This is a genomic window from Janthinobacterium sp. FW305-128 (genome assembly GCF_020858135.1).
Classification (GTDB): Bacteria; Pseudomonadota; Gammaproteobacteria; order Burkholderiales; family Burkholderiaceae_D; genus Janthinobacterium.
Map to the genome: position 1 here is coordinate 482,941 of NZ_JACYMK010000001.1, position 23,726 is coordinate 506,666.

Here is a 23,726-nt window from a genome sequence, read left to right on the forward strand (position 1 = left end):
TTCCGAGAGAATCGTTTCCTGATGATAGCCGTGGCGGTATCGTTGCTGGCGCACGGCGCCTTGCTGGCGATGCATTTTGTCGCCCCGGCCCCGCAGCGGGCCGTCGCCACCGATCCCGGCCTGGAAGTGATACTGGTCAATGCCAAGCATGCGGACAAGCCGCTGAAGGCGGACGCGCTGGCGCAAGCCAACCTCGACGGTGGTGGGCAGGCCGACAAGGGCCGCGCCAAGTCGCCCTTGCCCGACATGCGCAAGGTGGAAGAGGGCGACAGCGTCAAGGCCAGCGCCCGGCGCATCGCCGAGCTGGAGCAGAAGCAGCAGGAATTGCTGACGCAGGCGGCCAAGGCGACGCCCTATAGCGCCGCGCCCGTGACGGAAAAGGACAAGCCCAATCCCCTTGCCAGCGGCTCGGACTTGATGGAAAGCAGCAAGGCCATCGCCCGCATGGCGGCCGAGATCAGTCAGACCGTGGAAGACCAGAACAAGCGCCCGCGCAAGACCTTTATTACGCCCAGTACGCAGGAGGTCGGCTATGCCATGTATTACAAGACCCTGCAAAAGCGTATCGAGGAAATCGGCACCCTGAATTTCCCGCAAAACAATGGCCGCAAGATGTATGGCGAACTGGTCGTCTACATCCCCATCTTCCAGGATGGCACGATTTACCAGAAAGAGGGCGGCGTCCGCGTGGAAAAAAGCTCGGGTAATCCCGCGCTGGACGCGGCAGCCCTGGCCATCGTGCGCCGCGCGGCGCCGTTCGGCCGTTTCCCGCCGAATATGTTGTCGAGTGATAAAGATGACCTGTGGGTCGTCATCACCCGTTTCAAATTTACCCGCGAAGAAAAAATGGAAGCTAACCTGACTGGCGGCAGCAATTGAACAAGCAAGAGATGAATCCCGATCAATATTGCGTCTTCGGCAATCCCATCGCCCACAGCAAGTCCCCCCTGATCCACGCCGCGTTTGCCCAGCAGACGGGCGAGCCCATCGTGTATGAGCGCCGGCTGGCGCCGCTCGACGGCTTTGCGCTGGCCGCCCGGACGTTTGCGGCCGAGGGCGGCAAGGGCGCGAACGTGACGGTGCCCTTCAAGCTCGACGCGTGCGCGCTGGCCACCGCGCTGACGCCGCGGGCCAGGGCCGCCGGCGCCGTCAATACCCTGCGTTTTGATGGCGACATCATTCTTGGCGACAATACCGATGGCGCGGGCCTGGTGGCCGACATCGTGCGCAATGCGGGCGTGGCCATCGCCGGCAAGCGCGTCCTGCTGCTGGGTGCGGGCGGCGCGGCGCGCGGCGTCGTGCTGCCCTTGCTGGAACAGGGACCGCAGGAAATGTTTATTGCCAACCGCACCGTGACCACGGCCGAGGCGCTGGTGGCGCATTTTGCCGACGCGCTGGCGCACCCCGGCCAGCTGCGTGCCGGCGGCTTCACGCAGCCCGAAGGCGTCTTCGATATCGTCATCAATGCCACCTCGGCCAGCCTGGCGGGCGACTTGCCGCCCGTGCCGCCCGGTATCTTCGGCAGCCACACCCTGGCGCTGGACATGATGTATGGCGCCCAGCCCACCGTCTTCATGGACTTTGCCGCCCAGCATGGCGCGCAGGTGCGCGACGGCCTGGGCATGCTGGTGGAGCAGGCGGCTGAAGCGTTTTACGTGTGGCGCGGCGTGCGGCCGCAGACGCAGGACTTGCTGGCGCAATTGCGGGGCAGCCTGTGAGCGCCGGCAAGAAGGGCGCGCGCAAGAGCGGCCGTGGCTACGGCTGGATCAAGTGGCTGTTCATCGTGCCCGTGCTGGCCTTTATCGTCGTGCAACTGTATTTCTTCCTGCAAATCTGGTGGTGGGTCGACCATAACCCGTCCAGCACGGCTTTCATGCGCGAACAGTTGTCTGTCTTGCAGGAAAAGAATCCGAATGCCACGATCCAGCAGACGTGGGTGCCGTACAACCGCATTTCGAACAATCTGAAACGGGCCATCATCGCCTCGGAAGACGCGAATTTTTCCGAGCACGAAGGCGTGGACTGGGAAGCCTTGCAAAAGGCATATGAAAAGAACAGCAAGAAGCAGAAAGTCGTGGCGGGCGGCTCCACCATCACGCAGCAGCTGGCGAAGAATCTGTTCCTGTCCGGTTCGCGCAGCTATGTGCGCAAAGGCCAGGAACTGATCATCACGTATATGCTGGAAAACCTGATGGAAAAGCAGCGCATTTTCGAGATTTATCTGAACGTAGTGGAATTTGGCACGGGCACCTTCGGCGCCGAAGCGGCCGCGCGCCACTATTACCGTGTTAGCGCGGCGGGCTTGAGCGCGGCGCAGGCGGCGAAACTGGCCGTGATGCTGCCGAACCCCCGCTTTTACGACCGCCACCGCGATACCGGTTATCTGAACCGGCGCACGGGCGTGATTCTGCGCCGCATGGGGGCGGCGGAATTGCCTTGATGGCGAGGCGATTCCTTTGCATAAAGTTAAAGCTGCCTGATTGGCACTATTGCGGCGCAGCATCTTAATCGCCTCCCTTGGTGCAACGCCGCACTTTTTCCGTGAAAAAGCCGTGCCGGGGGTGGTCGTGAAAAGGCCTTTGCGGGTACACTTGCGCTGTTTTCATTTTTGGCGCCAGCGCCAGCACATCACGATAACCCCACATCCGGCTGAGAGCGCGCATGATCAATGTCTTTGTATTACAGAATGGCCGGCTCAACCAGGTGCCGATCGACAGCCGCGCAGACCTCGAAAATGCCGAACCGGTGTGGGTCGACCTGACCGACCCTACCGATGATGAACGGGCCTGGGTCAAGGCCATCTACAACGTCACCCTGCCGGGCGAAGACGAAGTCAAGGATATTGAAGCGTCGGCCCGCTATTACGAAGCGGAAAACGGCGACTTGCACCTGCGCACGGACTTCTTGCGCGAAGAGGACGACGGTCCGTCGCGCGTCATCACCGTGGCCTTCATTCTTGCCCGCAAGATTTTGTTTTCCATGCATACGGACGACTTGCCCGTGTTCCGCCTGGTACGCATGCGCGCCCGCTCGCGGCCCGGCTCGATTGCCGACTACATGGACGTGCTGCTCGACCTGTACGCCACCGATGCCGAATATTCGGCCGACGTGCTCGAAGGCATCTACCAGAACCTGGAAGAAGTCAGCACGCGCGTGCTGCAAAAGGAATTTACCGATGCGCACGCGGCCGAAGCGCTGAATGCTATTGCCCACGAGGAAGATTTGAATGGCCGTATCCGCCGCAACATGATGGATACGCGCCGCGCCGTGAGCTTCCTGATGCGCGGCCGCTTGCTCAATTCTGAGCAGTTCGAGGAAGCGCGGCAGATTTTGCGCGACATCGAATCGCTCGATGGCCACACCTCGTTCCTGTTCGACAAGATCAACTTCTTGATGGACGCCACCGTCGGCTTCATCAACATCAACCAGAACAAGATCATCAAGATCTTCTCGGTGGCCAGCGTGGCCTTCCTGCCGCCTACCCTGATCGCCAGCGTGTACGGCATGAACTTCAAGCTGATGCCGGAGCTGGAATGGTCGTTCGGCTATCCATGGGCCTGGGGCTTGATGATCACCAGCGCCATCGCGCCCTTCCTGTACTTCCGCCACCGCGGCTGGCTGAAATAAGCAGCATCGCCGGGACGCTCCCGCGTCCCGGTTTCAAGGCGAGCGCAGCAAATTCAAAAATCAGCGATAATCACTGGTATTGCGTGGTATTGAATTGGTATCTACGTTGCCTGTGTTGAGCCAGTCTTTTCCCCGTAGTCTGTCTTTTGCAGAAAAGTATCGTCATTGAGCCGTTTTCTGCGTGGCAGCGTCCGCCTGTTCCACCTATGATCGTTGCGATGCCAGCCTTGGCCGGCTGGCCGCCGCATTTCCCGTCACCGTTGTCTTCTGGAGAGTCCATGCCTGATACCGCCATCACCCCACCGCGCTTTACCCATCTGATCAGCGACTGCGATGGCGTGCTGATCGACAGCGAAGCCGTGGCCCTGCAAGCGCTGCTGGAGTTGCTGGGGCCGCGCCTGCCGAACCTGCCCGAGGGCGTCACCCTGCAAGGCTTGATCGAGCCGCGCCTGGGCCAGCGCCTGGTGCCGCTGATGCAGGATATCTACAAGGAGCTGGGCTTGCCGCAATTGCCGGCCGACGAGATCATGGCCATCGGCAACGCCGTCGATGCCGCTTGCGACGCGCAATTGCGCGCCGTGCCCGGCGTGGCGCAGGCGCTGGCCGCCATTGCGCTGCCCAAGGCCGTGGCCTCGAACAGCGTCAGCGCGCGCGTGCTGTCGGCGCTCGAGCGGACCAGCATGGCGCCGCTGTTCGACAAGCGCGTGTTTACGCCGGACCTGGTGGGCCATGCCAAGCCGCATCCGGGCGTCTACCTGGCGGCGGCTGCCGCGTTTGGCGTGCCGCCAAGCCAATGCCTGGTGCTGGAAGACAGCGTGACGGGCGTGACGGCCGCCGTGGCGGCGGGCATGACGGTATTGGGATTCATCGGCGGCGGGCATATCGCCGCCGGCCAGGAAGATAGGTTGAAAGCGGCCGGCGCGCATGTCGTGTTCAACGACATGGCCAGGCTGCCGGCGCTGGTGGCCGCGGTGATGGACACCGCGACCGTCTGATTGTGCTTATGCTAATTTAGCAAAGACCTTGCGCGCGGCAGCGATGGTGGCGTCGATGACGGCGTCATCGTGCTGCGCCGAGACGAAGCCCGCCTCGAAGGCGGCGGGCGCGAAGTACACGCCTTCGTCCAGCATGGCGTGGAAGAAGGCGTTGAACTTGCTGCGGTCGCCCGCCATCATTTCCGCGTAGCTGGTCGGCGGTGTTTCGCTGAAGTAGATGCCGAACATGCCGCCGATGTAGTCGGCGCAGAACACCACGCCTGCCTCCTTGGCGGCGGCGGTCAGGCCTTCGGCCAGGCGCTTGGCCGTGGCGCCCAGCTGCTCGTAGAAGCCAGGCTGCTGGATCAGTTTCAGGGTGGCCATGCCGGCCGCCACGGCGACCGGGTTGCCGGACAAGGTGCCGGCCTGGTAGACGGCGCCCAGCGGCGCCATGTTGTGCATCAGCGCCGCGCTGCCGCCGAAGGCCGCCACCGGCATGCCGCCGCCGATCACCTTGCCCAGCGCGGTGAGGTCGGGCTGGATGCCGTACAGCGCCTGCGCGCCGCCCAGGGCCACGCGCAAGCCGCACATGACTTCATCGAAAATGAGCAGAGCGCCGTGCTGCGTGCACAGCTCGCGCATCGCCTGCAGGAATTCTGGCGTGGCTTTTACCAGGTTCATGTTGCCGGCCACCGGTTCGACGATGACGCAGGCGATTTCCGCGCCGAAGCTGTCGAAGGCGTCCTTCAGCTGTTCCACGTTGTTATAGTCGAGCACCAGGGTGTGCTTGACAAAATCTTCCGGCACGCCGGCCGACGTCGGGTTGCCGAAGGTGAGCAGGCCGCTGCCCGCCTTGACCAGCAGCGAATCGGCGTGGCCGTGGTAGCAGCCTTCGAACTTGACGATCTTGTCGCGTCCCGTGGCGCCGCGCGCCAGGCGCAGGGCGCTCATGGTCGCTTCCGTGCCCGACGACACCAGGCGCACCTGCTCGATCGACGGCACCAGACGCGTGATTTCCTCGGCCATCAGCACTTCGCCTTCGGTCGGCGCGCCGAACGACAGGCCCAGCGCAGCCGCATCCTGCACCGCCTTTACCACTTCCGGATGGGCGTGGCCGACGATGGCCGGGCCCCACGAGCCGATGTAGTCGATATAGCGCTTGCCGTCCGCGTCCCAGAAGTACGGGCCTTCGGCGCGCGTGATGAAGCGCGGCGTGCCGCCCACGGAGCGGAAGGCGCGCACGGGCGAGTTGACGCCGCCTGGCGTGGTTTTTTGTGCGCGGGCAAACAGGATGTCGTTCTGTGAAGTCGTCGTCATGATAATCGTGCCTTGAGAGTGGATCGTTGTCTGTGTCGTCTGTGTTTGTCTGGACGGGATTATTGGGCGCCGTGCTGGCGCTGCTGCCGGAACAGCCGGTTAGGCACCAGCTTGCCCATGCCGTGGCGCTGCGCGTGCGCCAGCGCGCCGGCCGTGAATTCCTGCGCCGCCACGACCACTTGCGGCACATCGTCTTCGTTTTCGGCCAGGGCCAGCAGGGCGGTGGCCGCCGCCGACAGGGTGCTGCCGGCACCGTTGAAGATGCCGGGCAAGTGCTGCCATTCGTCGTGGCGCACCACGCCGTCCTCGCCGAACAGGGTATTGGCGCGCAGCTTGCCTTCGCCCGTGCCGGACTTGCTGGCGTCGGCCGGCATGCCGGTGACAAGCACGTACTCGCAGCCCAGCGCCACCAGGTAATCGACGTCGTTTTGCAGGGTGTCGTCCGGATCGGCGTCGCGCCAGGTCTCGGCCAGGCGCTCCAGTTCCACCGGCGAGAGCACCAGCAGGGTCGTTTGCGGGATCAGCAACTGGCGCACGGCCGTGAGGATGTCCTCGTCGTCCATGCCCTGTTCCGGCAGCGCCGAAATGAAGGGATCGAGGATCAGCGGCACGTTCGGATAGTCGGAGACGATTTCGGCGATGGCCGTCACGTTTTCCACGCTGCCCAGCGCGCCGATCTTGATGGCGGCCACGGACATGTCTTCCAGCAGCACGCGCGCCTGGTCGGAAACCCAGTCCGGGTCGACCGCCTGCACGTCTTCCACGCGCGCCGTATCGCTGATCAGCAGGCCCGTGGTGACCGACAGGCCATGGCAGCCGAAGGCTGAAAATGTGGCCAGATCGGCCTGGATACCGATCGCGCCGACCGGATCGGACACGCCGAAGCTTAATATGAGGGGAGAAGTTTGGTTTTGCACGGCGGGTAGATTAAGATACCTAATTCAGCATTTTACTTGATTGAAGGGTGGCAGAACGTGAGTAGCAACGAAACAACGCAGCAATTCCAAACGTGGATGTGTCTTATTTGCGGCTGGGTTTATGATGAAGCGGCCGGCTTGCCCGACGAAGACATCGCTCCCGGCACGCGTTGGGCCGATGTTCCGATGAACTGGACCTGTCCTGAATGCGGTGCGCGCAAGGATGATTTCGAGATGGTAGCGCTGTAATCAATCAGGTCCACGGGATGCCGCTGCCGCACGCAGGTGTCGCGGCTGCCTGTGCTATGGTATGAAAAATTGTCGAATAATCACATGACGCGATCTTCCTTGCCAGAGGCGCCGTCCGATGCCGTGTGTGCCGGCGTCACGGTACTCGTCATCGACGACAGCGCGACGATACGCAGCGCGGCCGCGAAGATACTGGGCGAGGCCGGTTACCGCGTGGTGGTGGCGGAAAACGGCTTTGCGGCCCTGGCCAAGATCGCCGACTGCCAGCCGGCGCTGATCGTGTGCGACATTATGATGCCGCGCCTGGACGGCTACCGCACCTGTGCGCTGATCAAGGCCAGCGCCGCGTATCACGCCACGCCGGTGCTGATGCTGTCGTCGAAGGAAGGCTTGTTCGACCGGGCGCGCGGCGCCATGGCGGGCGCCAGCGCCTGCCTGGTCAAGCCGCTGGCGCGCGAGGCGCTGCTGGAGGCCGTGCGGCTGCACCTGGCCGGGCATTTTGAGTAAGTGTTTTTATTGATTGACAACGCAGCAAGGAAGCAGATGGCCATACACACAATTCTGATCGTCGATGACTCGCCGACAGAACGCTACTACCTGAGCGAGATGCTGGTGCGTGCCGGTTATGCCGTCCTCACGGCGCAGGACGGCGCCGACGCGCTGGCGCAACTCAAAGAGGCCAGGCCCGACCTGATCCTGATGGACGTGGTGATGCCCGGTGCGAATGGCTTTCAGATCACGCGCGCGATTGCGCGCGATCCCGAACTGCAGGACGTGCCGGTGATTATCTGTTCCAGCAAGAGCCAGGAAACGGACCGCATCTGGGGCTTGCGCCAGGGCGCGCGCGATTACCTGGTCAAACCGGTGGTCGAAGCCGAGCTGCTGGCCAAGATCGCCGCGCTTTCCTGAGCATGCAAACGATGCCAGGTCTCGGCGTGCCTACAGCGGCCTTTCCGCCCGCCGCTGCCGCCATGCCATCTTTCGAGACGGGCACGCGGCAGGGGCGCTTGCGCCAGTATCAGCTGCAATTGATCGAGCGGATACAGGCGGCGCGCAGCGGCGCGCTGGCTGCGCGCAAGGAACTGGGCGTGATGCTCGGTGGCCGGCCCTGCCTGCTCGACCTGACGCAGCTTGGTGAAATCGTCATTGCCGCCGGCGTGCAGATCCAGGGCGTGCCGCTGGCGCAGGACTGGTACCTGGGCCTGGCGGCCATGCGCGGACGCCTGACGGGCGTCGTCGACCTGGCCCGCTACATGGGCGAACCGGCTTGCGCGCCCGGCAATCACTGCCGCATCATCACTTTTTCTCCGCGCCTGGGCCTCAATTGCGCACTGCTGGTCGAGCGCGTACTGGGCTTGCGCCAGCTGCGCACGATGCAGCCTGTCTCCGTGCCGGATGCACCGCCGTCGTGGGCGGCGCAGGCGCTGCGCGACAGCGAAGGGCAGCAGTGGCTGCGCCTGGACCTGGCGCAGCTGGCGCAAGCGGAACGCTTCCTCGATGCCGGCTTTGGCGGCCTCGCCGACTACAAGGATATTTGCTGATGGGCGCCCATTCCCCCATCCTGGCGGCCGCCATGCCCGAAGCGGAGCACGCGCCCGGCGAGCCGGCATCGGCGGCCGACCTGCCGCTGCGCCTGCGCGACGCGCTGGGACGGCGCAAGTCGCTGGCCAGCACGCCGGTGCGCGACTTGAAGCTGCCGCTGATCGGCCATTTGCCGCTGCAAAAGCAGCTGAGCATCCTGTCGACGGTGATGGCCCTGAGCCTGGCCGCCAGCCTGCTGTTCGTGGGCCTCAATACGCGCAGCGGCAATATCGCCTCGGCGCAGACGCAGCTGGCCAGTGATGCGCTGATGCATTCGCAGCGCATCGGCAAGGCCGCGCCGAACGCCGTGCAAGGCAATCCGGAAGCGTTCCGTCAGCTCGAGGAAAGCCGCAATGAACTGAACCAGGATTTCCGCCTGATGCTGCGCGGCGGGACGTATCACGGCCGCGATATCGGCGAGTCGCGTTCCGCCCTGCTGGCGGCCGTGGCCGACGCGCGCAAGAAGTGGGCCAGCAGCGACCGCGCGGCCAGCACCATCCTGCGCCTGAAACCTGAATTGGGCGAATTCGACAAGACCTTGCAGCAATTGAACGCGCTGTCGCCGGCGTTGCTGGCGCAGACCGAGGAAGTCGCGGCCCTGAAGGTGCAGCGCGGCGGCAATGCGCGCGACCTTGCCGTCATCGGCCGCCTGATGATGCTGAGCCAGCGCATGAGCCGCAGCGCCAGCGAGTTCCTGTCGTCGGGCAGCATCAGCTCGGAAACGGCGTTTTCGCTCGGGCGCGACACGACGTATTTCCGCACCGCCGTCGAAGGGCTGTTGAATGGCAGCGTGCCGCTGCAACTGGCGCCCACGCGCGACGCCGAACTGCGCGACCGGCTGGTGGCGCTGAAAGCCAGTTTCGACACTTACCAGAAGCTGGTGTCGTCGATACTCGACCGGCTCGATAAATTCAGTTCGGCGAAAAGCGCCGAACAGCTGATCTTCAACGAGAACGAAGATCTGCGCCAGCGTTTGACCCTGCTGCAGCAGATGTACCACGTGAACCAGGAAACCCTGGGCATGGCCTTCTGGATGATGGTCGGCGGCGTGTTGCTGACCCTGATCGCGGCGGCCGGCATCGGCAGGGTGCTGCTGCAGGACTCCGTCAACCGCACGCGCGACGCCGAGCGGCGGCGCCAGGAGGCGGAAATCCTGCGCCTCCAGTCGCAGGGAAAAGAGGAAGCGGCGAAGGCCAGGAATGACCAGAACCAGGCGGCCATCCTGCGCCTGATGAACGAATTGCAGAAGGTCGCCGATGGTGATCTGACGGTGCAGGCCACCGTGTCGGAAGACATCACGGGCGCCATCGCCGATTCCGTCAACTACACGGTCGAGGAATTGCGCGGCCTGGTGGGACGGGTGACGGCGACGGCCGAACAGGTCAACCGCGCCTCGACGCAGGCGCAAAGCATCTCCAGCAAGCTGCTGATCGCGTCGCAGCAGCAGTCGCGCGAAATCCAGGGCGTCAGCGCCACCGTGGTCAAGATGGCCAATGCGATTACCGACGTGTCGAAGTCGGCCAGCGTCTCGGCCGACGTGGCGCGCCAGTCGGTGGCGGCGGCGCAGCAGGGTTCGACGGCGGTGGAAAACGCCATCAAGGGCATGCATGAAATCCGCGAGCAGATCCAGGATACGTCCAAGCGCATCAAGCGCCTGGGCGAATCGTCGCAGGAAATCGGCGAAATCACCGAGCTCATTTCCGACATCACCGAGCAGACCAATGTGCTGGCGCTGAACGCCGCCATCCAGGCCGCATCGGCCGGCGAGGCGGGGCGCGGCTTTTCCGTCGTCGCCGAGGAAGTGCAGCGCCTGGCCGAACGCTCGGCCGCGGCCGCCAAGCAGATCGGCGCGCTGGTGCGCACCATCCAGGCCGATACCCAGGATGCGACGCGGGCGATGGAAACGTCCACGCAGGGCGTGGTCGAGGGCGCGCGCCTGTCCGACGCGGCCGGCGCGGCCTTGAACGACATCAGCCAGGTGTCGAAACACCTGGCCGAACTGATACAGGGCATCTCGTTCGCCACTGGTACGCAGGCCGGTTCGGCCAGCGGCGTGGCCTTGAATATCCAGCATATCCTGAGCGTGACGGAGCAGACGCAGGACGGCACGCAGCAAACGGCGCAGTCGATCCATAAACTGTCGATGCTGGCGCAGGAACTGAAAAACTCGGTGTCGCGCTTCCGCGTCGCCGCCTGAACGTCGCGCCAAGCCAGGGCGATTTCTTTACCGAGGCATGCATGAGCACACCAGATAGTCCACAGCAGTCCAAGCCGTTCGACAGCGAACCTTTGTCCTGGGTGATGGTGGAAATCCGCGAAGCGCTGGGCCGCTCGAAAACGGCCCTGTTCGAAGCGGGCGGCCGCGAACGCGAGGAACGCGCCACGGCCCTGCAGCATGCGCGCTCGCACCTGCACCAGGCGCATGGCGCGCTGGTGATGGTGGACGTGGCCGGCGCCAGCCTGCTGACGGACGGCGCGGAACAGGCGCTGGCGCGCTTTCGCGACGGCAGCCTCGAGTACACGCTGGACCATGCGCAGATCGTCGCCGCACTGTATCAGGCCCTGACCGAATACCTGGAAGACCTGGTGGCCGGCACGCCGCCGCAGCCGGCGCGTTTGTTCCCCTACTACCGCGACCTGCAAACCCTGCTGGGCGCCGAGCGCATCCACCCGGCCGACCTGTTTTTTCCGCCCTCCGCCATGCTGGAAGGGCAGGCCATCGCGCTGGCCGACACGCCGCCCGTGGCGGACTATCCTGCCTGGCGCGGGCGCTTTGAAAAATCCCTGCTGCCCTTCCTGAAGGCGCAGGATGATGGGGTGCGGCGCCAGCACGCGGGCGAGCTGCACGCCACCTTGACCCTGGTGGCCGACGCGCAGCAGGAAGCGCCGGCGCGCACCTTCTGGTTCGCCATGCAGGCGTTCGCGGGGCTGGCGGCCAGCGGCGAGGGCATGGGCACGCTCAACGTCAAGCAGCTGTTCGGCCTGATCAACCTGCAGTTGCGCCGTCTGGCGCAGGGCACGGCCAGCCTGCCCGAAGCGATGCTGCGCGACGCCCTGTTCTTCATCGCCGCGGCGCCCGAGCCGACGCCGGAGGCACGCCAGCTGCGCGCCGCTTTCGCCCTGGACGGCATGCTGCCCGCCGACGTGGAAACGCGGCGCTACGGCCAGGTCGACCAGGATGCCTTGCAAGGCGCCCGCGCGGCCCTGGCGCAGGCGCGTGCCAGCTGGAGCCGCCTGGCGCAAGCCGACCTCGATCCTGCCCTGGGCCCGGATTTTGAAGCGTCGCTGCAACAGGTGGCGGCACATGTGGAGACCTTGAAGCAGCCGGCCCTGGCCAGCCTGCTGCGCGAATGCGCGGCCGTGGCGCGGCAAGCCGTGGCCAGCGGGCGCAGCGCGGCCCTGGAGAATGAAATCGGCATGGCGCTGCTGTTTGCCGACACGGGACTGGAGCAGCTGCGCCGCCTGCCCGACGATTTCGCCGGCAATGCGGAAACCATCGCCGCGCGCCTGCAGGCGCTGCTGGCTGGCGAAGCGCCGCCGCCCGTCACGGCGGGCGAGCTGTCGCGCCAGATCGAGCAGGGCCAGACCGTGGCCGCGCTGGCCGAAGACATGAAGACGGGGCTGCGCCAGGTGGAAAAGGTGCTCAACGCCTACTACGCGGATGCCGCGGGTGCGGGAACGGCGGGGGCGCTCGATGGCGTCGCGCCCGTGCTGGAGCAGTTGCAGCGGCAGCTGGCCGGGCTGGGACAGGAAGACGCGCGCGCCGCCGTGCTGCAGGTCGATGCGGCCGTGCGGCAGCTGGCCGGTGGCGACGCCAATGCGCACGCCGAAGCGCTCGACGAGATCGCGCAAAATGTCAGCGCGCTGGGTTTTTTTGTCGATATGCTGGGCCGCAACGCGCAGGCGGCCAGCGGGCGTTTCCATTTCGATGCGGCCGCCGGCACTTTCCGCGCGCTGCCATTTGAAAAAGTCGCCGCCGCCGGCGCTGTACCGGTACCTTTGCTTGACCAGGCCCTGGCGCCCGCAGCACCCGCCGGCATGGATGCCGTGCCGGCCGTGACCGACGTCGACGCGGAGATGCTCGACATTTTCATCGCCGAAGCGCGCGAAGTGCTGGCCTTCATCGACACCACCCTGGCCTTGCCGCGCGAGCAGGCCGCCAGCGGCGACCACCTGGCCATGCTGCGCCGCTCGTTCCATACCCTGAAAGGCAGCAGCCGCATGATCGGCCTGGCGCAGTTTGCCGAAGCGGCCGGCGCCATCGAGCGCGTCATGAATACCTGGCTGGCCGAAGCGCGTCCCGCCAGCGACGACTTGTTTACCTTGCTCAATTACGGCTGGTACCAGCTCAGCGAATGGGTGGCCGAACTGGAAGGCGGCGCGGGGCGCGAGCGCGAGGCCGGCATGCTGCTGATGGCGGCCGAGCGCGTGCGCGAAGGGGGAACGTTCGAACTGCGCAAGCCGCGCCCGGCCGCGCCGTTGGCCGGCAATGGCAATGTGATCGGACTTCCTTTGGCCACGGCGCCCGCGCTCCACGAAGCGCCGGACGATCACCTCAAGCACGTGGGCGAACTGCGCATCAGCCTGCCTTTGTACAACATCTACCTGGCCGAGACGGATGAATTGCTGCGCGTGCTCACGCGCGATTTCGGCGAGTGGCGCCATGAACCGCGCGCCGTCAGCGCCGAGGCGCTGCAAGCCGTGCATACGCTGGCGGGGACGTCCGGCACGGTGGGCTTCCAGTCCCTGCGCGACCTGGCGCACGCGCTGGAAACGGTGATCGAAACGGTGGTGCCGCCACTGGCCGGCCTGCGCGCCGAACAGCACGACGTGCTGGAGCAGGCCACGCAGCGCATCGGACAAATGCTGCAGGCGTTCGCGCTGGGCGACCTGGCGCCAACGCAGCCGGACATGATCGAAGCGCTCAACACTCTGTGGCGCGCCTTGACGGCGCCGCCTGGCGAAAGCAAGGAAGACCGCCTTGACGCCCTGTTTGCGGACGCTTACGCCAGCATCGTCGGTACGCCGGCGCAGCCTGCCGAGCCGCTGGCCGAAGTGCCGGCACCGGCGCAGGCGCCGACGCAGGAGAGCGGCGCCAGCGACGACCTGTTCGATGCCGGTTTCGAACACGCACCGCCATTGGAGCATGCGGCGCCGGAAGCGCCGGCACCGGCCATCATGCCGGCCGATGCGGCCGCGCTGCTGGCGGCGAGCGCCGGCATCAGCGATGAACTCGACCTCGATTTATTGTCCGTCTTCCTGGAAGAGGGCGCCGACCTGCTGCCGCAGATCGGCGAGGCGCTGCGCAGCTGGCAGCAGCAGCCGCACGACAGCGGCCAGGCGCAGATGCTGCTGCGCACCCTGCACACCGTCAAGGGCAGCGCGCGCATGGCCGGCGCCATGCGTCTGGGCCAGCATGCGCATGAAATCGAGACGCATATCGAAAACATGCTGCACGCGGGCACCGCCACGCCGCAAGCTTTCGAGGAATTGCTGGCCCATTACGACCATGCGCTGCACCTGTTCGAGCAGCTGCAGCAACCGTTGCTGCCCTTGCCGGGCATGGAAGACACCCCGGTGGCCGAACCGAAGGCGGCGCTGGTGCGCGTGCGCGCCGATATCCTCGACCGCCTGGTGAACCAGGCCGGCGAAGTGTCGATCACGCGTTCTAAAATGGAAAATGAAGTGGGCGTGCTGGGCGCCTCGCTGTCCGAGTTTTCCGATAACCTGGCGCGCCTGCGGCGCCAGCTGCGCGAAGTGGAAATGCAGGCCGAATCGCAGATCGCTTCGCGCATGGCGGTCGGCAGTGAGCGCGAATTCGACCCGCTCGAATTCGACCGCTTTACGCGCCTGCAGGAACTCACGCGCATGATGGCCGAAAGCGTCAACGACGTGGCCTCGTTCCATGAAAACCTCAGCCACAGCGTCGATGCGGTGACGGACGACCTGGTGCTGCAGGCGCGGCTGACGCGCGAGCTGCAGCGCGACCTGATGCAGATCCGCATGGTGCCGTTTGCCAGCATCGCCGAACGCCTGTTCCGCGTGGCGCGGCAAAGCGCCAAGGAAGTCGACAAGCGCGTCAACCTCGACATCCGCGGCGGCGGCGTGGAAATCGACCGCAGCGTGCTCGAACGCATGGCCGCGCCCTTCGAACACCTGCTGCGCAACGCCATCGTGCACGGCGTCGAGCCGCGCGATGCGCGCCTGCTTGCTGGCAAGAGCGAGACGGGCGAGCTGCTGGTGCAGGTCAGCCAGCAGGGCAATGAAGTGGCGATCGCTTTTTCCGACGATGGCGCGGGGCTGGACCTGGAACGCATCCGCGCCAAGGCGCACGGCGCCGGCCTGGTGCCGACGGACGCGCCTTTGAGCGACGCGCAGGCGGCCGAGCTGATTTTCACGCCCGGATTTTCCACCGCCGACAGCCTGACGGAACTGGCAGGACGCGGTTTTGGCATGGACATCGTGCGCTCCGAAGCGCTGGCCCTGGGCGGGCGCGTGGAAACGCAGACGCAGGCGGGCCTGGGCATGCGCTTCACCATCCACCTGCCGCTGACCCTGGCCGTCACCCAGGTGGTGCTGCTGGCGGCGAACGGCAAGACGTATGCCTTGCCGTCGGTGCTGGTCGAGCAGGTGCTGCACCTGAAAGGGGAACAGCTGGAGCAGGTGCGGGCGGCCGGGCGCATCGAGTCGCACGGGCAGTCGCTGGCGCTGCATCACCTGTCGGCCATGCTGGGCGAGACGCCGGCGGAGCAGGCCACGCAGCGCCATGCGCCGGTGCTGTTGCTCCGGAATGGCAATGACAGGCTGGCCTTGCAGGTCGATGACGTGGTGGGCAACCGCGAGGTCGTGGTCAAGCACGTGGGGCCGCAACTGGCGCGCATGCCGGGCATCGCCGGCGCCACGGTGCTGGGCACGGGCGACATCGTGCTGATCCTCAACCCGGTGGCGCTGGCGCAGCACCTCGAGCACCATCCGGAACTGCTGTCGCAATATGCGCTGGCCAGCCGCGAGCAGCACGCCGCTTCCAGCGTGCTGGCCGTGCCAGCCGTGCGCGTGATGGTGGTTGACGATTCGCTGACGGTGCGCCGCGTGATGCAGCGCCTGTTCGAGCGCGAAGGCTACCAGGTGCTGCTGGCCAAGGATGGCCTCGATGCGCTGGAGCAGCTGCATGCGCTGGAACCGGCCGCCATGCCGGCGCTGCTGCTGGTCGACGTGGAAATGCCGCGCATGGACGGTTTTGATTTGACGCGCAATGTGCGCAGCGACGACAAGACGCGCGCCATCCCCGTCATCATGATCACCTCGCGCAGCGCCGACAAGCACCGCGCGCATGCATTTGAACTGGGCGTGAATGCGTATTTCGGCAAGCCGTTCCAGGAAGAGGAATTGCTGGCCGAGGTGGGACGCTTGCTGGCCGACGGCGTGGCGTAAGCCGACGCCGTCACAAGCGCCAACGATGTTGTCGGATTACGCGGGGCCTTGCCCTGCCAATCCGACCTACGCTCTTTACGACAGCGTAACCCGACATCACCGCAATGCCAATCAATTACCTGCTTACCCCACCACCTTCACCACGGCATAGCGCTCCAGGGTCTCCTTGCGCGCCTCGTCGTGCTGCACGATGGGTTCCGGATAGTCGCGTCCCAGCACGATGTTTTTTTGCTCGAGCAGCATGCGCGGCACCAGCCAGGGCGCGTGGATTTCCTTGTCGCCCAGCGCCTTCAGCTGCGGCAGGTAGCGGCGGATGAAGCGTCCGCCGGCGTCGAATTTTTCCGACTGCGTGATGGGATTGAAGATGCGGAAGTAAGGCTGCGCGTCGCAGCCGGACGACGATGCCCATTGCCAGCCGCCGTTGTTCGAGGCCAGGTCGAAGTCGTTCAGATGCCGCGCGAAATACGCTTCGCCGCGGCGCCAGTCGATGCCCAGATCCTTGATCAGAAAGCAGGCCGTGACCATGCGCAGGCGGTTGTGCATATAGCCCGTCTGGTTCAGCTGTGCCATGGCCGCGTCGACCAGAGGATAGCCGGTGCGCCCCTCGCACCAGGCGGCAAAGGCGGCATCGGCCTCGGCTCCCGTTTCCCAGGCGATGGCGTCGTAGGCCGGTTTGAAAGCGCCGCCTTCCACGTGCGGGTTCTGGTACAAAATCATGGCGTAGAAATCGCGCCAGATCAGTTCGGCCAGCCACACGGGTGCGCCATCGCCGCCGCCGCCGCGGTCCATCAGATCGACCACGGTGCGCACCAGATAGCGCAGCGACACGGTGCCGAAGCGCAGATGCATGGACAGGTAGGACGGTCCCTTCAGGGCGGGAAAATCGCGCGCCACGTCATAGCGGGCCACGCGCGGCAAAAAATCCTCGAACAGCGCGCTGGCGCCCGACATGCCGGTGGGGATGGCCAGTGCGGCCAGGTTGCTGGCCTCGAACCCCAGTTCGCCCAAGCTGGGCAGGGGCGACGGCGTGCCGGCGCGGGGCGGCGCCAGGCTGGCCGCATGCGGCTCGATAGCGAACGGCGCCAGGCAGGCGGGTTCGGCGCGCATTTTCTTCAGCCAGGCATTTTTATACGGCGTATAGACGGTGTAGGGTTTGGCCGAGAGCGTCAATACCTCGTCCTTTTCAAAGATGACCTGGTCCTTGAAGCTGAACCACAGACGCGCGCCGTGCGTGAGCGCGGCGGCCACCGTGGCGTCGCGGGCGATCGCCTGCGGTTCGTAGTCGTGGTTGGCAAAGACGGCGTCGGCGTTCAATTCGGCGGCCAGGCGCGGAATCGCCTCGGCCGCGTCCGCGTGCAGCACGATCAGGTCGCCGCCCAGCTGGCGCAGCTCGGCGGCCAGCTCGGCCACGCTGGCATGGATGAAGTCGACCCGCCGGTCGCGGCGCGGCAGCGCTGCCAGGATGGCGGTGTCGTATACGAAGACGCAATGCACGGCCTGGCTTTGACGCAGGGCGTGATGCAGTGCAGCATGGTCAAACGCGCGCAGATCGCGGCGGAACCACACCAGGGAAGTCTTAATTGTCATTATTTCGCGTGTTCAAGGTCAAAGATAGGCGATTTTTTGCCGTCAACAGGGCTTTATGGCCGCTCGCGTCGCGCCTTTGGCGTCGCTGCGGCGGCAATTCAGTGTAAACTAGCGGGTATGTTCGCGGTACTTTATGTGCGACAGCGATTTTGCAATCAATTTTACAATTGGCATTGAAATGCGCCTGCAGGCATAGCGAATTGATCATTAATTTATAACATAACAAGAATAACGCCTGGCACCACGGTGCGCGCCGCCCAAGATATGCGGCCGCTTGCGCCGGGCGTACGATAGCGGGGTAAGCGAGACTTGCCAGCAAGCCCACAGAGAGAGCATCGCGTATGAAAAAGAGTAAAATCGACCAGACTCTACCAGGACATCGTCTGATGCAGGGTGTGGGAGAGCCGGCCGCGACCGGTTCCTCCACCCTGAATCTGGCGAACCATTTCCTCATTGCGATGCCGGCCATGCAAGATCCGATCTTCGGCGGCACGGTCGTGTACGTGTGTGAACACAATGAAAACGGCGTGCTGGGCGTCGTCATCAACAAACCCACCGACATGACCATGGAAGTGCTGTTCGACCGCATCGACCTGAAACTCGAGGCTGGCAGCGACACGCCCATCATCAACGAGCCGATCATGTTCGGCGGCCCCGTGCAGGATGACCGCGGCTTCGTGCTGCACACGCCGGGCGCGCGCTATTCCTCGTCGCTGACGGTGACCGATGAAGTGGCGTTTACCACCTCGATCGACGTGCTCGAAGCCGTCGCCAAGGGCGATGGTCCCGAGCGCATGCTCGTCTCGATCGGCTACTCGGGCTGGAGCCCGGGCCAGCTGGAAGACGAGATCGGCCGCAACGGCTGGCTGACGGTAGGCGCCTCGGCCGATATCCTGTTCGATTTCCCCATCGAACAGCGCTACGTGGCGGCCATCAAGTTGCTCGGTATCGATCCCCTCATGCTGGCATCCGAAGCCGGACACGCATGAGGTGGATGCCATAAACCTACTGCGCAGCCCACTTTCGGGCATCCGTTGCTCGCTGTACCTTCGTACAGCTCCGCTACTCAACCCGACATTGAGCTTGCTCGCTACGGTTTCTGACACCACCTATGTTGATCTTTATTATGGAAAAATGCTGTGACGAGTAACGCCATCGACACCATCCTTGCCTTCGATTTCGGCTTGAAACGCATCGGCGTGGCCATCGGCAATACCATGATTTGCCAGGCCAAGCCGCTCAGCGTGATCACGGCCACGGCGAACGAGCCGAAGTTTGCCGCCATCGATAACCTGATCAAGGAGTGGGGCGCCAGCCGCATCGTGGTGGGCTTGCCCAGCCACCCCGATGGCACGGAACACGAGATGAGCGCGCGCTGCCGCCGTTTCGCCAACCAGGTGCATGGCCGCTTCAACCTGCCCGTGGAACTGGTCGACGAGCGCTATTCCTCGGCCGTGATCGCCGCCAAGCGCGGCGAAGTGATCGATGACCGCGCCGCCGCCATCATCCTGCAACAGTATTTCGACGCGAATTATTAATCTGACCCTAGACTCCCTCCCTGAATGATTAAGAACTCTATGCCGCATCCTGCGAATCCTTCCCAACTCGACGCCGAGGCCCTGTATGCAGATTTGCTGCAGCAGGTGCGGAGCGGCCTGGCGGGCATCCCCAACGTGGCCATCGTCGGCATCCATTCGGGCGGCGCCTGGCTGGCTGAACGCCTGGCGCGCGATCTGAATCTGCTCGACCGTCTGGGCGTGCTCGACGTGTCCTTCTACCGCGACGACTTTGCCCAGAAGGGCTTGCATGCGGACGTCAAGCCGACGCAAATCAGCTTCGACGTGGCCGGCGCCACCATCCTGCTGGTCGACGACGTGCTGTACACGGGCCGCACCACGCGCGCGGCCATCAACGAATTGTTCGACTATGGCCGCCCGGCCAAGATCATGCTGGCGGCCCTGGTCGACCGCGGCGAACGCCAGCTGCCGGTGGCCGCCGATTTCGTGGCCGCCTTCACTGCCGTGCCGCCGGGCCAGGCCCTGGTCCTGAAGCAAGCCGACGATGGAAAATTCACGCTCACCATAGATAACAACCATGCTTAATCCGCAACTGAATAAACACGGCGAACTGCAACATCTGCTGACGATCGAAGGCTTGCCGAAGTCTATCGTCAACCATATCCTCGACACGGCTTCCTCGTTTGTCGGCATTTCCGACCGCGACGTGAAAAAGGTGCCGCTGATGCGTGGCAAGAGCGTTTTCAACCTGTTCTTTGAAAACTCCACGCGCACCCGCACCACCTTCGAAATCGCCTCGAAGCGCCTGTCGGCCGACGTCATCAACCTGAACATCCAGGCCTCGTCGGCCAGCAAGGGCGAATCGCTGCTCGACACCATCGACAACCTGTCGGCCATGCATGCCGACATGTTCGTCGTGCGCCACGCGCAGTCGGGCGCGCCCTACCTGATCGCCAAGCACCTGATCGACACGAAGCAGCCGCACGTCCACGTGGTCAACGCGGGCGACGGACGCCACGCGCACCCGACCCAGGGCTTGCTCGATATGTACACGATCCGCCACTACAAGAAGGATTTCACGAACCTGACGGTGGCCATCGTGGGCGACATTTTGCACAGCCGCGTGGCCCGTTCCGACATCCACGCGCTGACCACCCTGGGCGTGCCGGAAGTGCGCGCCATCGGCCCGCACACCCTGCTGCCGGGCGGCCTGGAACAGATGGGCGTGCGCACCTTCACCAACATGGATGAAGGCCTCAAGGGCGTGGACGTGATCATCATGCTGCGCCTGCAGAATGAACGCATGAGCGGCGCGCTGCTGCCGTCGGCGCAGGAATACTTCAAGAGCTATGGCCTCACGCCCGAACGCCTGGCGCTGGCGAAGCCGGATGCCATCGTCATGCATCCGGGCCCGATGAACCGCGGCGTGGAAATCGATTCGGCCGTGGCCGACGGTCCGCAGGCGGTGATCCTGCCGCAGGTGACCTTCGGTATCGCCGTGCGCATGGCGGTAATGAGTATTTTGGCTGGTAATCAGGGCTGATAGCCCAAGGACGAGTAAGCGAGCATGACGACACTACATATCAAGAACGGCCACCTGATCGACCCTGCCAACGGCATCGATGGCTTGCAAGACCTGTTTATCGCCGACGGCAAGGTGCTGGCCGTGGGCAGCGCCCCGGCCGGCTTCACCGCCGACACCACGTTTGACGCGGCCGGCCTGGTGGTTTCCCCCGGCCTGGTCGACCTGTCCGCGCGCCTGCGCGAGCCGGGATACGAATACAAGGCGACCCTGGAATCGGAACTGCAGGCGGCGCTGCAGGGCGGCGTCACGAGCCTGGTCTGCCCGCCCGACACCGACCCCGTGCTCGATGAGCCGGGCCTGGTGGAAATGCTGAAATACCGCGCCAAGACGCAAAACAAGGCCCACGTGCACCCGCTGGGCGCGCTGACCATGGGCTTGAAGGGCAAGTCGCTGACGGAAATGGCGGAATTGACGGAAGCGGGCTGCATCGGCTTCGCGCAGGCGGAAGAGCCGATCGAGGACACCACCGTGTTGCTGCGCGCCATGCAATACGCGAACACCTTCGGCTACACGGTCTGGTTGCGCCCGCAAGACCCGCACATCGGCCGTGGCGGCATCGCCCACAGCGGCCCGCTGGCGTCGCGCCTGGGCTTGTCCGGCGTGCCCGTGATGTCCGAAACCATCGCCCTGCACACGATTTTCGAATTGATGCGCGCCAGCCGCGCGCGCGTGCACCTGTGCCGCATCTCGTCGGCGGCGGGCCTTGACCTGATCCGCGCCGCCAAGGCCGAAGGCTTGCCCGTCACCTGCGACGTCGGCGTGCACCATGTGCACCTGACGGACGCCGACATCGGCTTCTTCGACCCGAACGCGCGCGTCACGCCGCCGTTCCGCAGCCAGCGCGACCGCGATGCGATCCGCGCCGGCCTGCTTGACGGCACGGTCGACGCCATGTGCTCTGACCACACGCCCGTCGATGACGATGAAAAACTGCTGCCGTTCGGCGAAGCGTCGCCCGGCGCCACGGGCCTGGAACTGCTGCTGTCGCTGGCCCTGAAATGGGCCGACGACTACGCCTTGAACCAGCCGCAAACGGGCGCGCGTCCGCTGGCGCGCGCCGTGGCCAAGGTCACGTCCGATGCGGCGCGTGTCGCCGGCATCCCGGCCGGCAGCCTGGCCGTGGGCGAAGCGGCCGACATCTGCGTCTTCGATCCCGCCGCGCGCTGGACCGTGTCGTCGGCGTCGCTGGCCAGCCAGGGCAAGCACACGCCTTTCCTCGGCTATGAGCTGAGCGGCATCGTCAAGGCGACCATCGTTGCCGGACAGGTGGCGTTTCAGCGCTAATTTTTTGTATCGGAGCCGTAGGTCGGATTAGCGGTACGCGTAATCCGACAAGTCCATGGCGGCTCCTGTCGGCTTACGCAGCGCCTCGCGGGCGCTGCCAAGCCGACCTACGCAGTTGCATGGCTTTGCTTCCAACCTTGGTGTCATTTGAAACTTCTGCTTACCTACCGCCTCGCGCGCATCGCCATTCACCTGAGCTGCGGCATGGCCAAGAGCGCCGTGCTCTTTCCCTGGCTGGACCTGGAAGGGCGCAACCGGCGCATCCGCCGCTGGTCGACGCAGCTGCTCGACATCTGCGGCGTGCACGTGGCGCAACCGGCGGACAGCGTGCCGGCACTCGACCATGCGATGATGGTGGCGAACCACGTCTCGTGGCTCGACATCTTCGTCATCAATGCCGTCCACCCTTGCCGTTTCGTCGCCAAGGCGGAAATCCGCGCCTGGCCTATCCTCGGCTGGCTGGCGGGGCGCGCCGGCACCATCTTCATTTCACGCGGCAGCAAGCGCGACCTGCGCCTGATTTTCCAGGGCCTGGTGGACAAATTGACGGCGGGCGAACGCATTGCGTTTTTCCCCGAAGGCACGACCGCCGCGCAAGGGCAGATCCTGCCGTTTCACGCCAACCTGTTCGAGGCGGCCATCGATGCGCAAGTGCCGGTGCAGCCGTTCGCGCTCGTGTATGTGGATGACAAGGGGGCGCTGCACCACGCCGTCGACTTCATCGGCGACATGAGCTTTGCGCAAAGCATGGTGGCGATCCTGAGCGGCCCTCCGATCACGGCGCGCCTGACCTGTCTGGCGCCAGTGGCGACGTCCGACGCGCACCGGCGCGAACTGGCGGCGGCAACGCAGGCGGCCGTGGCCGCTGCGCTGCCGCTGGAAAAGGCGGCCTAGTTTTTGACGTGCAGCCAGCGCGCATGCGCGGCGCGGGCCAGGTAGTCGAGGATGAAACCTAACATCCCGATCAGCACGATGGCGGCCATCAGCTCCGAATACGCGAGGCGGTCGCGCGTGTCGAGGATGAAGTAGCCGAGGCCGGCCGATACGCCCAGCATTTCCGCCGGCACCAGCACGATCCAGATGATGCCGATGGCCAGCCGCACGCCCGTCAGGATATCGGCCGTGATGCCCGGCAAAATCACCTTGAAGACGATCTCGCTGCGCGTGGCCGACAGGCTGCGCGCCAGCAGCAGCCAGTTCGGGTCGAGCCGCGCCACGCCGGCCGCCGTATTGAGCAAAATCGGCCAGACGGCCGCAAACGCCAGCAGGAAGTACACGGGCGCGTCGCCGACGCCGAGCACCATCACGGCGATCGGCATCCACGACAGCGGCGAAATCATGCGCAGCAGCTGGAACAGCGGCATGGCCGCGCCGGAAAAGCTCTTCGACATGGCCACCAGCACGCCCAGCGGCACGCCGATGACGATGGCCAGCCCCAGGCCCACGGCGACCCTTTGCAGGCTCAAGACCACGTGCAGCCAGATATCCGAACCACCGAGCATTTCCCTGAACGCCAGCGCCGTGGGCAAGGGCGCGAAGGCGGTGGCGATCGGCGTGGATTTCTCCAGTGCCGTCACACCCATGGACCACAGCAGCAAGGCACAGGCCAGCCCCACCAGGGGCAGGCCGAACTTCGTGAACAACTTGCTTGCCATCG

21 protein-coding genes are annotated in these 23,726 nt (G+C 64.9%); 17 read left to right on the top strand and 4 right to left on the bottom strand.

Going from position 1 to position 23,726, the window contains the following annotated elements:
- The first annotated feature begins 21 nt into the window (after positions 1 to 21).
- The 5 genes from IGS60_RS02205 (at position 22) to IGS60_RS02225 (ending at position 4,622) form a co-directional block, all read left to right on the top strand.
- On the top strand, positions 22 to 879 hold the full coding sequence (locus IGS60_RS02205; RefSeq protein WP_070222141.1) for an energy transducer TonB: 858 nt from the start codon (positions 22 to 24) through the stop codon (positions 877 to 879).
- 11 nt (positions 880 to 890) lie between these two features.
- Positions 891 to 1,718, top strand: a complete 828-nt coding sequence (gene aroE, locus IGS60_RS02210) for a shikimate dehydrogenase (protein WP_230502113.1) — start codon at positions 891 to 893, stop codon at positions 1,716 to 1,718.
- A complete protein-coding gene (gene mtgA, locus IGS60_RS02215) occupies positions 1,715 to 2,440 on the top strand; it encodes a monofunctional biosynthetic peptidoglycan transglycosylase (protein WP_230502115.1) in 726 nt (241 codons plus the stop codon). Before aroE ends, mtgA begins: the two co-directional genes overlap by 4 nt.
- A gap of 221 nt (positions 2,441 to 2,661) precedes the next feature.
- Positions 2,662 to 3,627: a magnesium/cobalt transporter CorA gene (gene corA / locus IGS60_RS02220; RefSeq protein ID WP_034746658.1), complete on the top strand. Its 966-nt coding sequence runs from the start codon at positions 2,662 to 2,664 to the stop codon at positions 3,625 to 3,627.
- 278 nt (positions 3,628 to 3,905) lie between these two features.
- Positions 3,906 to 4,622: an HAD family phosphatase gene (locus tag IGS60_RS02225; RefSeq protein ID WP_070222139.1), complete on the top strand. Its 717-nt coding sequence runs from the start codon at positions 3,906 to 3,908 to the stop codon at positions 4,620 to 4,622.
- Positions 4,623 to 4,628: 6 nt separating this feature from the next.
- Here the strand turns inward: IGS60_RS02225 and hemL are convergent, their stop codons facing one another.
- The gene (gene hemL, locus IGS60_RS02230; RefSeq protein ID WP_070310161.1) at positions 4,629 to 5,918 is read right to left on the bottom strand and encodes a glutamate-1-semialdehyde 2,1-aminomutase; all 1,290 of its coding nucleotides are present in this window, start codon (positions 5,916 to 5,918) and stop codon (positions 4,629 to 4,631) included.
- Positions 5,919 to 5,977: 59 nt separating this feature from the next.
- Positions 5,978 to 6,835 (bottom strand): hydroxymethylpyrimidine/phosphomethylpyrimidine kinase, encoded by an 858-nt coding sequence (locus tag IGS60_RS02235; protein WP_368858608.1) that lies wholly within the window; start codon positions 6,833 to 6,835, stop codon positions 5,978 to 5,980.
- 96 nt (positions 6,836 to 6,931) lie between these two features.
- Between IGS60_RS02235 and IGS60_RS02240 the strand changes: the two genes are divergently transcribed.
- The 6 genes from IGS60_RS02240 to IGS60_RS02265 all read left to right on the top strand — a co-directional run bounded on the left by IGS60_RS02240 (position 6,932) and on the right by IGS60_RS02265 (position 16,096).
- Positions 6,932 to 7,084 (top strand): rubredoxin, encoded by a 153-nt coding sequence (locus IGS60_RS02240; protein ID WP_010401308.1) that lies wholly within the window; start codon positions 6,932 to 6,934, stop codon positions 7,082 to 7,084.
- 84 nt (positions 7,085 to 7,168) lie between these two features.
- Positions 7,169 to 7,591, top strand: coding sequence for a response regulator (locus IGS60_RS02245; RefSeq protein ID WP_070222136.1), 423 nt, complete (start codon positions 7,169 to 7,171; stop codon positions 7,589 to 7,591).
- Positions 7,592 to 7,627: 36 nt separating this feature from the next.
- Positions 7,628 to 7,993 carry a response regulator transcription factor gene (locus IGS60_RS02250; RefSeq protein WP_070222135.1) on the top strand — a complete coding sequence of 122 codons (366 nt, stop codon included), beginning with the start codon at positions 7,628 to 7,630 and terminating at the stop codon, positions 7,991 to 7,993.
- A gap of 62 nt (positions 7,994 to 8,055) precedes the next feature.
- Positions 8,056 to 8,625 carry a chemotaxis protein CheW gene (locus IGS60_RS02255; RefSeq protein WP_230502119.1) on the top strand — a complete coding sequence of 190 codons (570 nt, stop codon included), beginning with the start codon at positions 8,056 to 8,058 and terminating at the stop codon, positions 8,623 to 8,625.
- Positions 8,625 to 10,862, top strand: coding sequence for a methyl-accepting chemotaxis protein (locus IGS60_RS02260; RefSeq protein ID WP_070308405.1), 2,238 nt, complete (start codon positions 8,625 to 8,627; stop codon positions 10,860 to 10,862). The genes IGS60_RS02255 and IGS60_RS02260 overlap by 1 nt, the downstream gene beginning before the upstream one ends.
- 41 nt (positions 10,863 to 10,903) lie before the next feature.
- Positions 10,904 to 16,096 (top strand): Hpt domain-containing protein, encoded by a 5,193-nt coding sequence (locus IGS60_RS02265; RefSeq protein WP_230502121.1) that lies wholly within the window; start codon positions 10,904 to 10,906, stop codon positions 16,094 to 16,096.
- 123 nt (positions 16,097 to 16,219) lie between these two features.
- Here IGS60_RS02265 and IGS60_RS02270 read toward each other — a convergent pair whose 3' ends face one another.
- On the bottom strand, positions 16,220 to 17,683 hold the full coding sequence (locus IGS60_RS02270; RefSeq protein ID WP_230502123.1) for a deoxyribodipyrimidine photo-lyase: 1,464 nt from the start codon (positions 17,681 to 17,683) through the stop codon (positions 16,220 to 16,222).
- 386 nt (positions 17,684 to 18,069) lie between these two features.
- Between IGS60_RS02270 and IGS60_RS02275 the strand changes: the two genes are divergently transcribed.
- The 6 genes from IGS60_RS02275 to IGS60_RS02300 all read left to right on the top strand — a co-directional run bounded on the left by IGS60_RS02275 (position 18,070) and on the right by IGS60_RS02300 (position 22,963).
- Positions 18,070 to 18,672 (top strand): YqgE/AlgH family protein, encoded by a 603-nt coding sequence (locus tag IGS60_RS02275; RefSeq protein WP_070222127.1) that lies wholly within the window; start codon positions 18,070 to 18,072, stop codon positions 18,670 to 18,672.
- A gap of 165 nt (positions 18,673 to 18,837) precedes the next feature.
- Complete coding sequence (gene ruvX, locus IGS60_RS02280) at positions 18,838 to 19,221, top strand: Holliday junction resolvase RuvX (protein WP_070222165.1); 384 nt, start codon at positions 18,838 to 18,840, stop codon at positions 19,219 to 19,221.
- 39 nt (positions 19,222 to 19,260) lie between these two features.
- Positions 19,261 to 19,785: a bifunctional pyr operon transcriptional regulator/uracil phosphoribosyltransferase PyrR gene (gene pyrR, locus IGS60_RS02285; RefSeq protein ID WP_070222125.1), complete on the top strand. Its 525-nt coding sequence runs from the start codon at positions 19,261 to 19,263 to the stop codon at positions 19,783 to 19,785.
- Positions 19,778 to 20,743 carry an aspartate carbamoyltransferase catalytic subunit gene (locus IGS60_RS02290; protein WP_034746695.1) on the top strand — a complete coding sequence of 322 codons (966 nt, stop codon included), beginning with the start codon at positions 19,778 to 19,780 and terminating at the stop codon, positions 20,741 to 20,743. The genes pyrR and IGS60_RS02290 overlap by 8 nt, the downstream gene beginning before the upstream one ends.
- 24 nt (positions 20,744 to 20,767) lie before the next feature.
- Positions 20,768 to 22,069, top strand: a complete 1,302-nt coding sequence (locus IGS60_RS02295) for a dihydroorotase (RefSeq protein ID WP_230502125.1) — start codon at positions 20,768 to 20,770, stop codon at positions 22,067 to 22,069.
- Between the two features lie 147 nt (positions 22,070 to 22,216).
- A complete protein-coding gene (locus IGS60_RS02300; RefSeq protein WP_070300501.1) occupies positions 22,217 to 22,963 on the top strand; it encodes a 1-acyl-sn-glycerol-3-phosphate acyltransferase in 747 nt (248 codons plus the stop codon).
- On the opposite strand, the gene IGS60_RS02305 is transcribed toward IGS60_RS02300, so the two are convergent.
- Positions 22,960 to 23,724, bottom strand: coding sequence for an ABC transporter permease (locus IGS60_RS02305; protein WP_070222119.1), 765 nt, complete (start codon positions 23,722 to 23,724; stop codon positions 22,960 to 22,962). The genes IGS60_RS02300 and IGS60_RS02305 overlap by 4 nt on opposite strands.
- Positions 23,725 to 23,726: the final 2 nt, after the last annotated feature.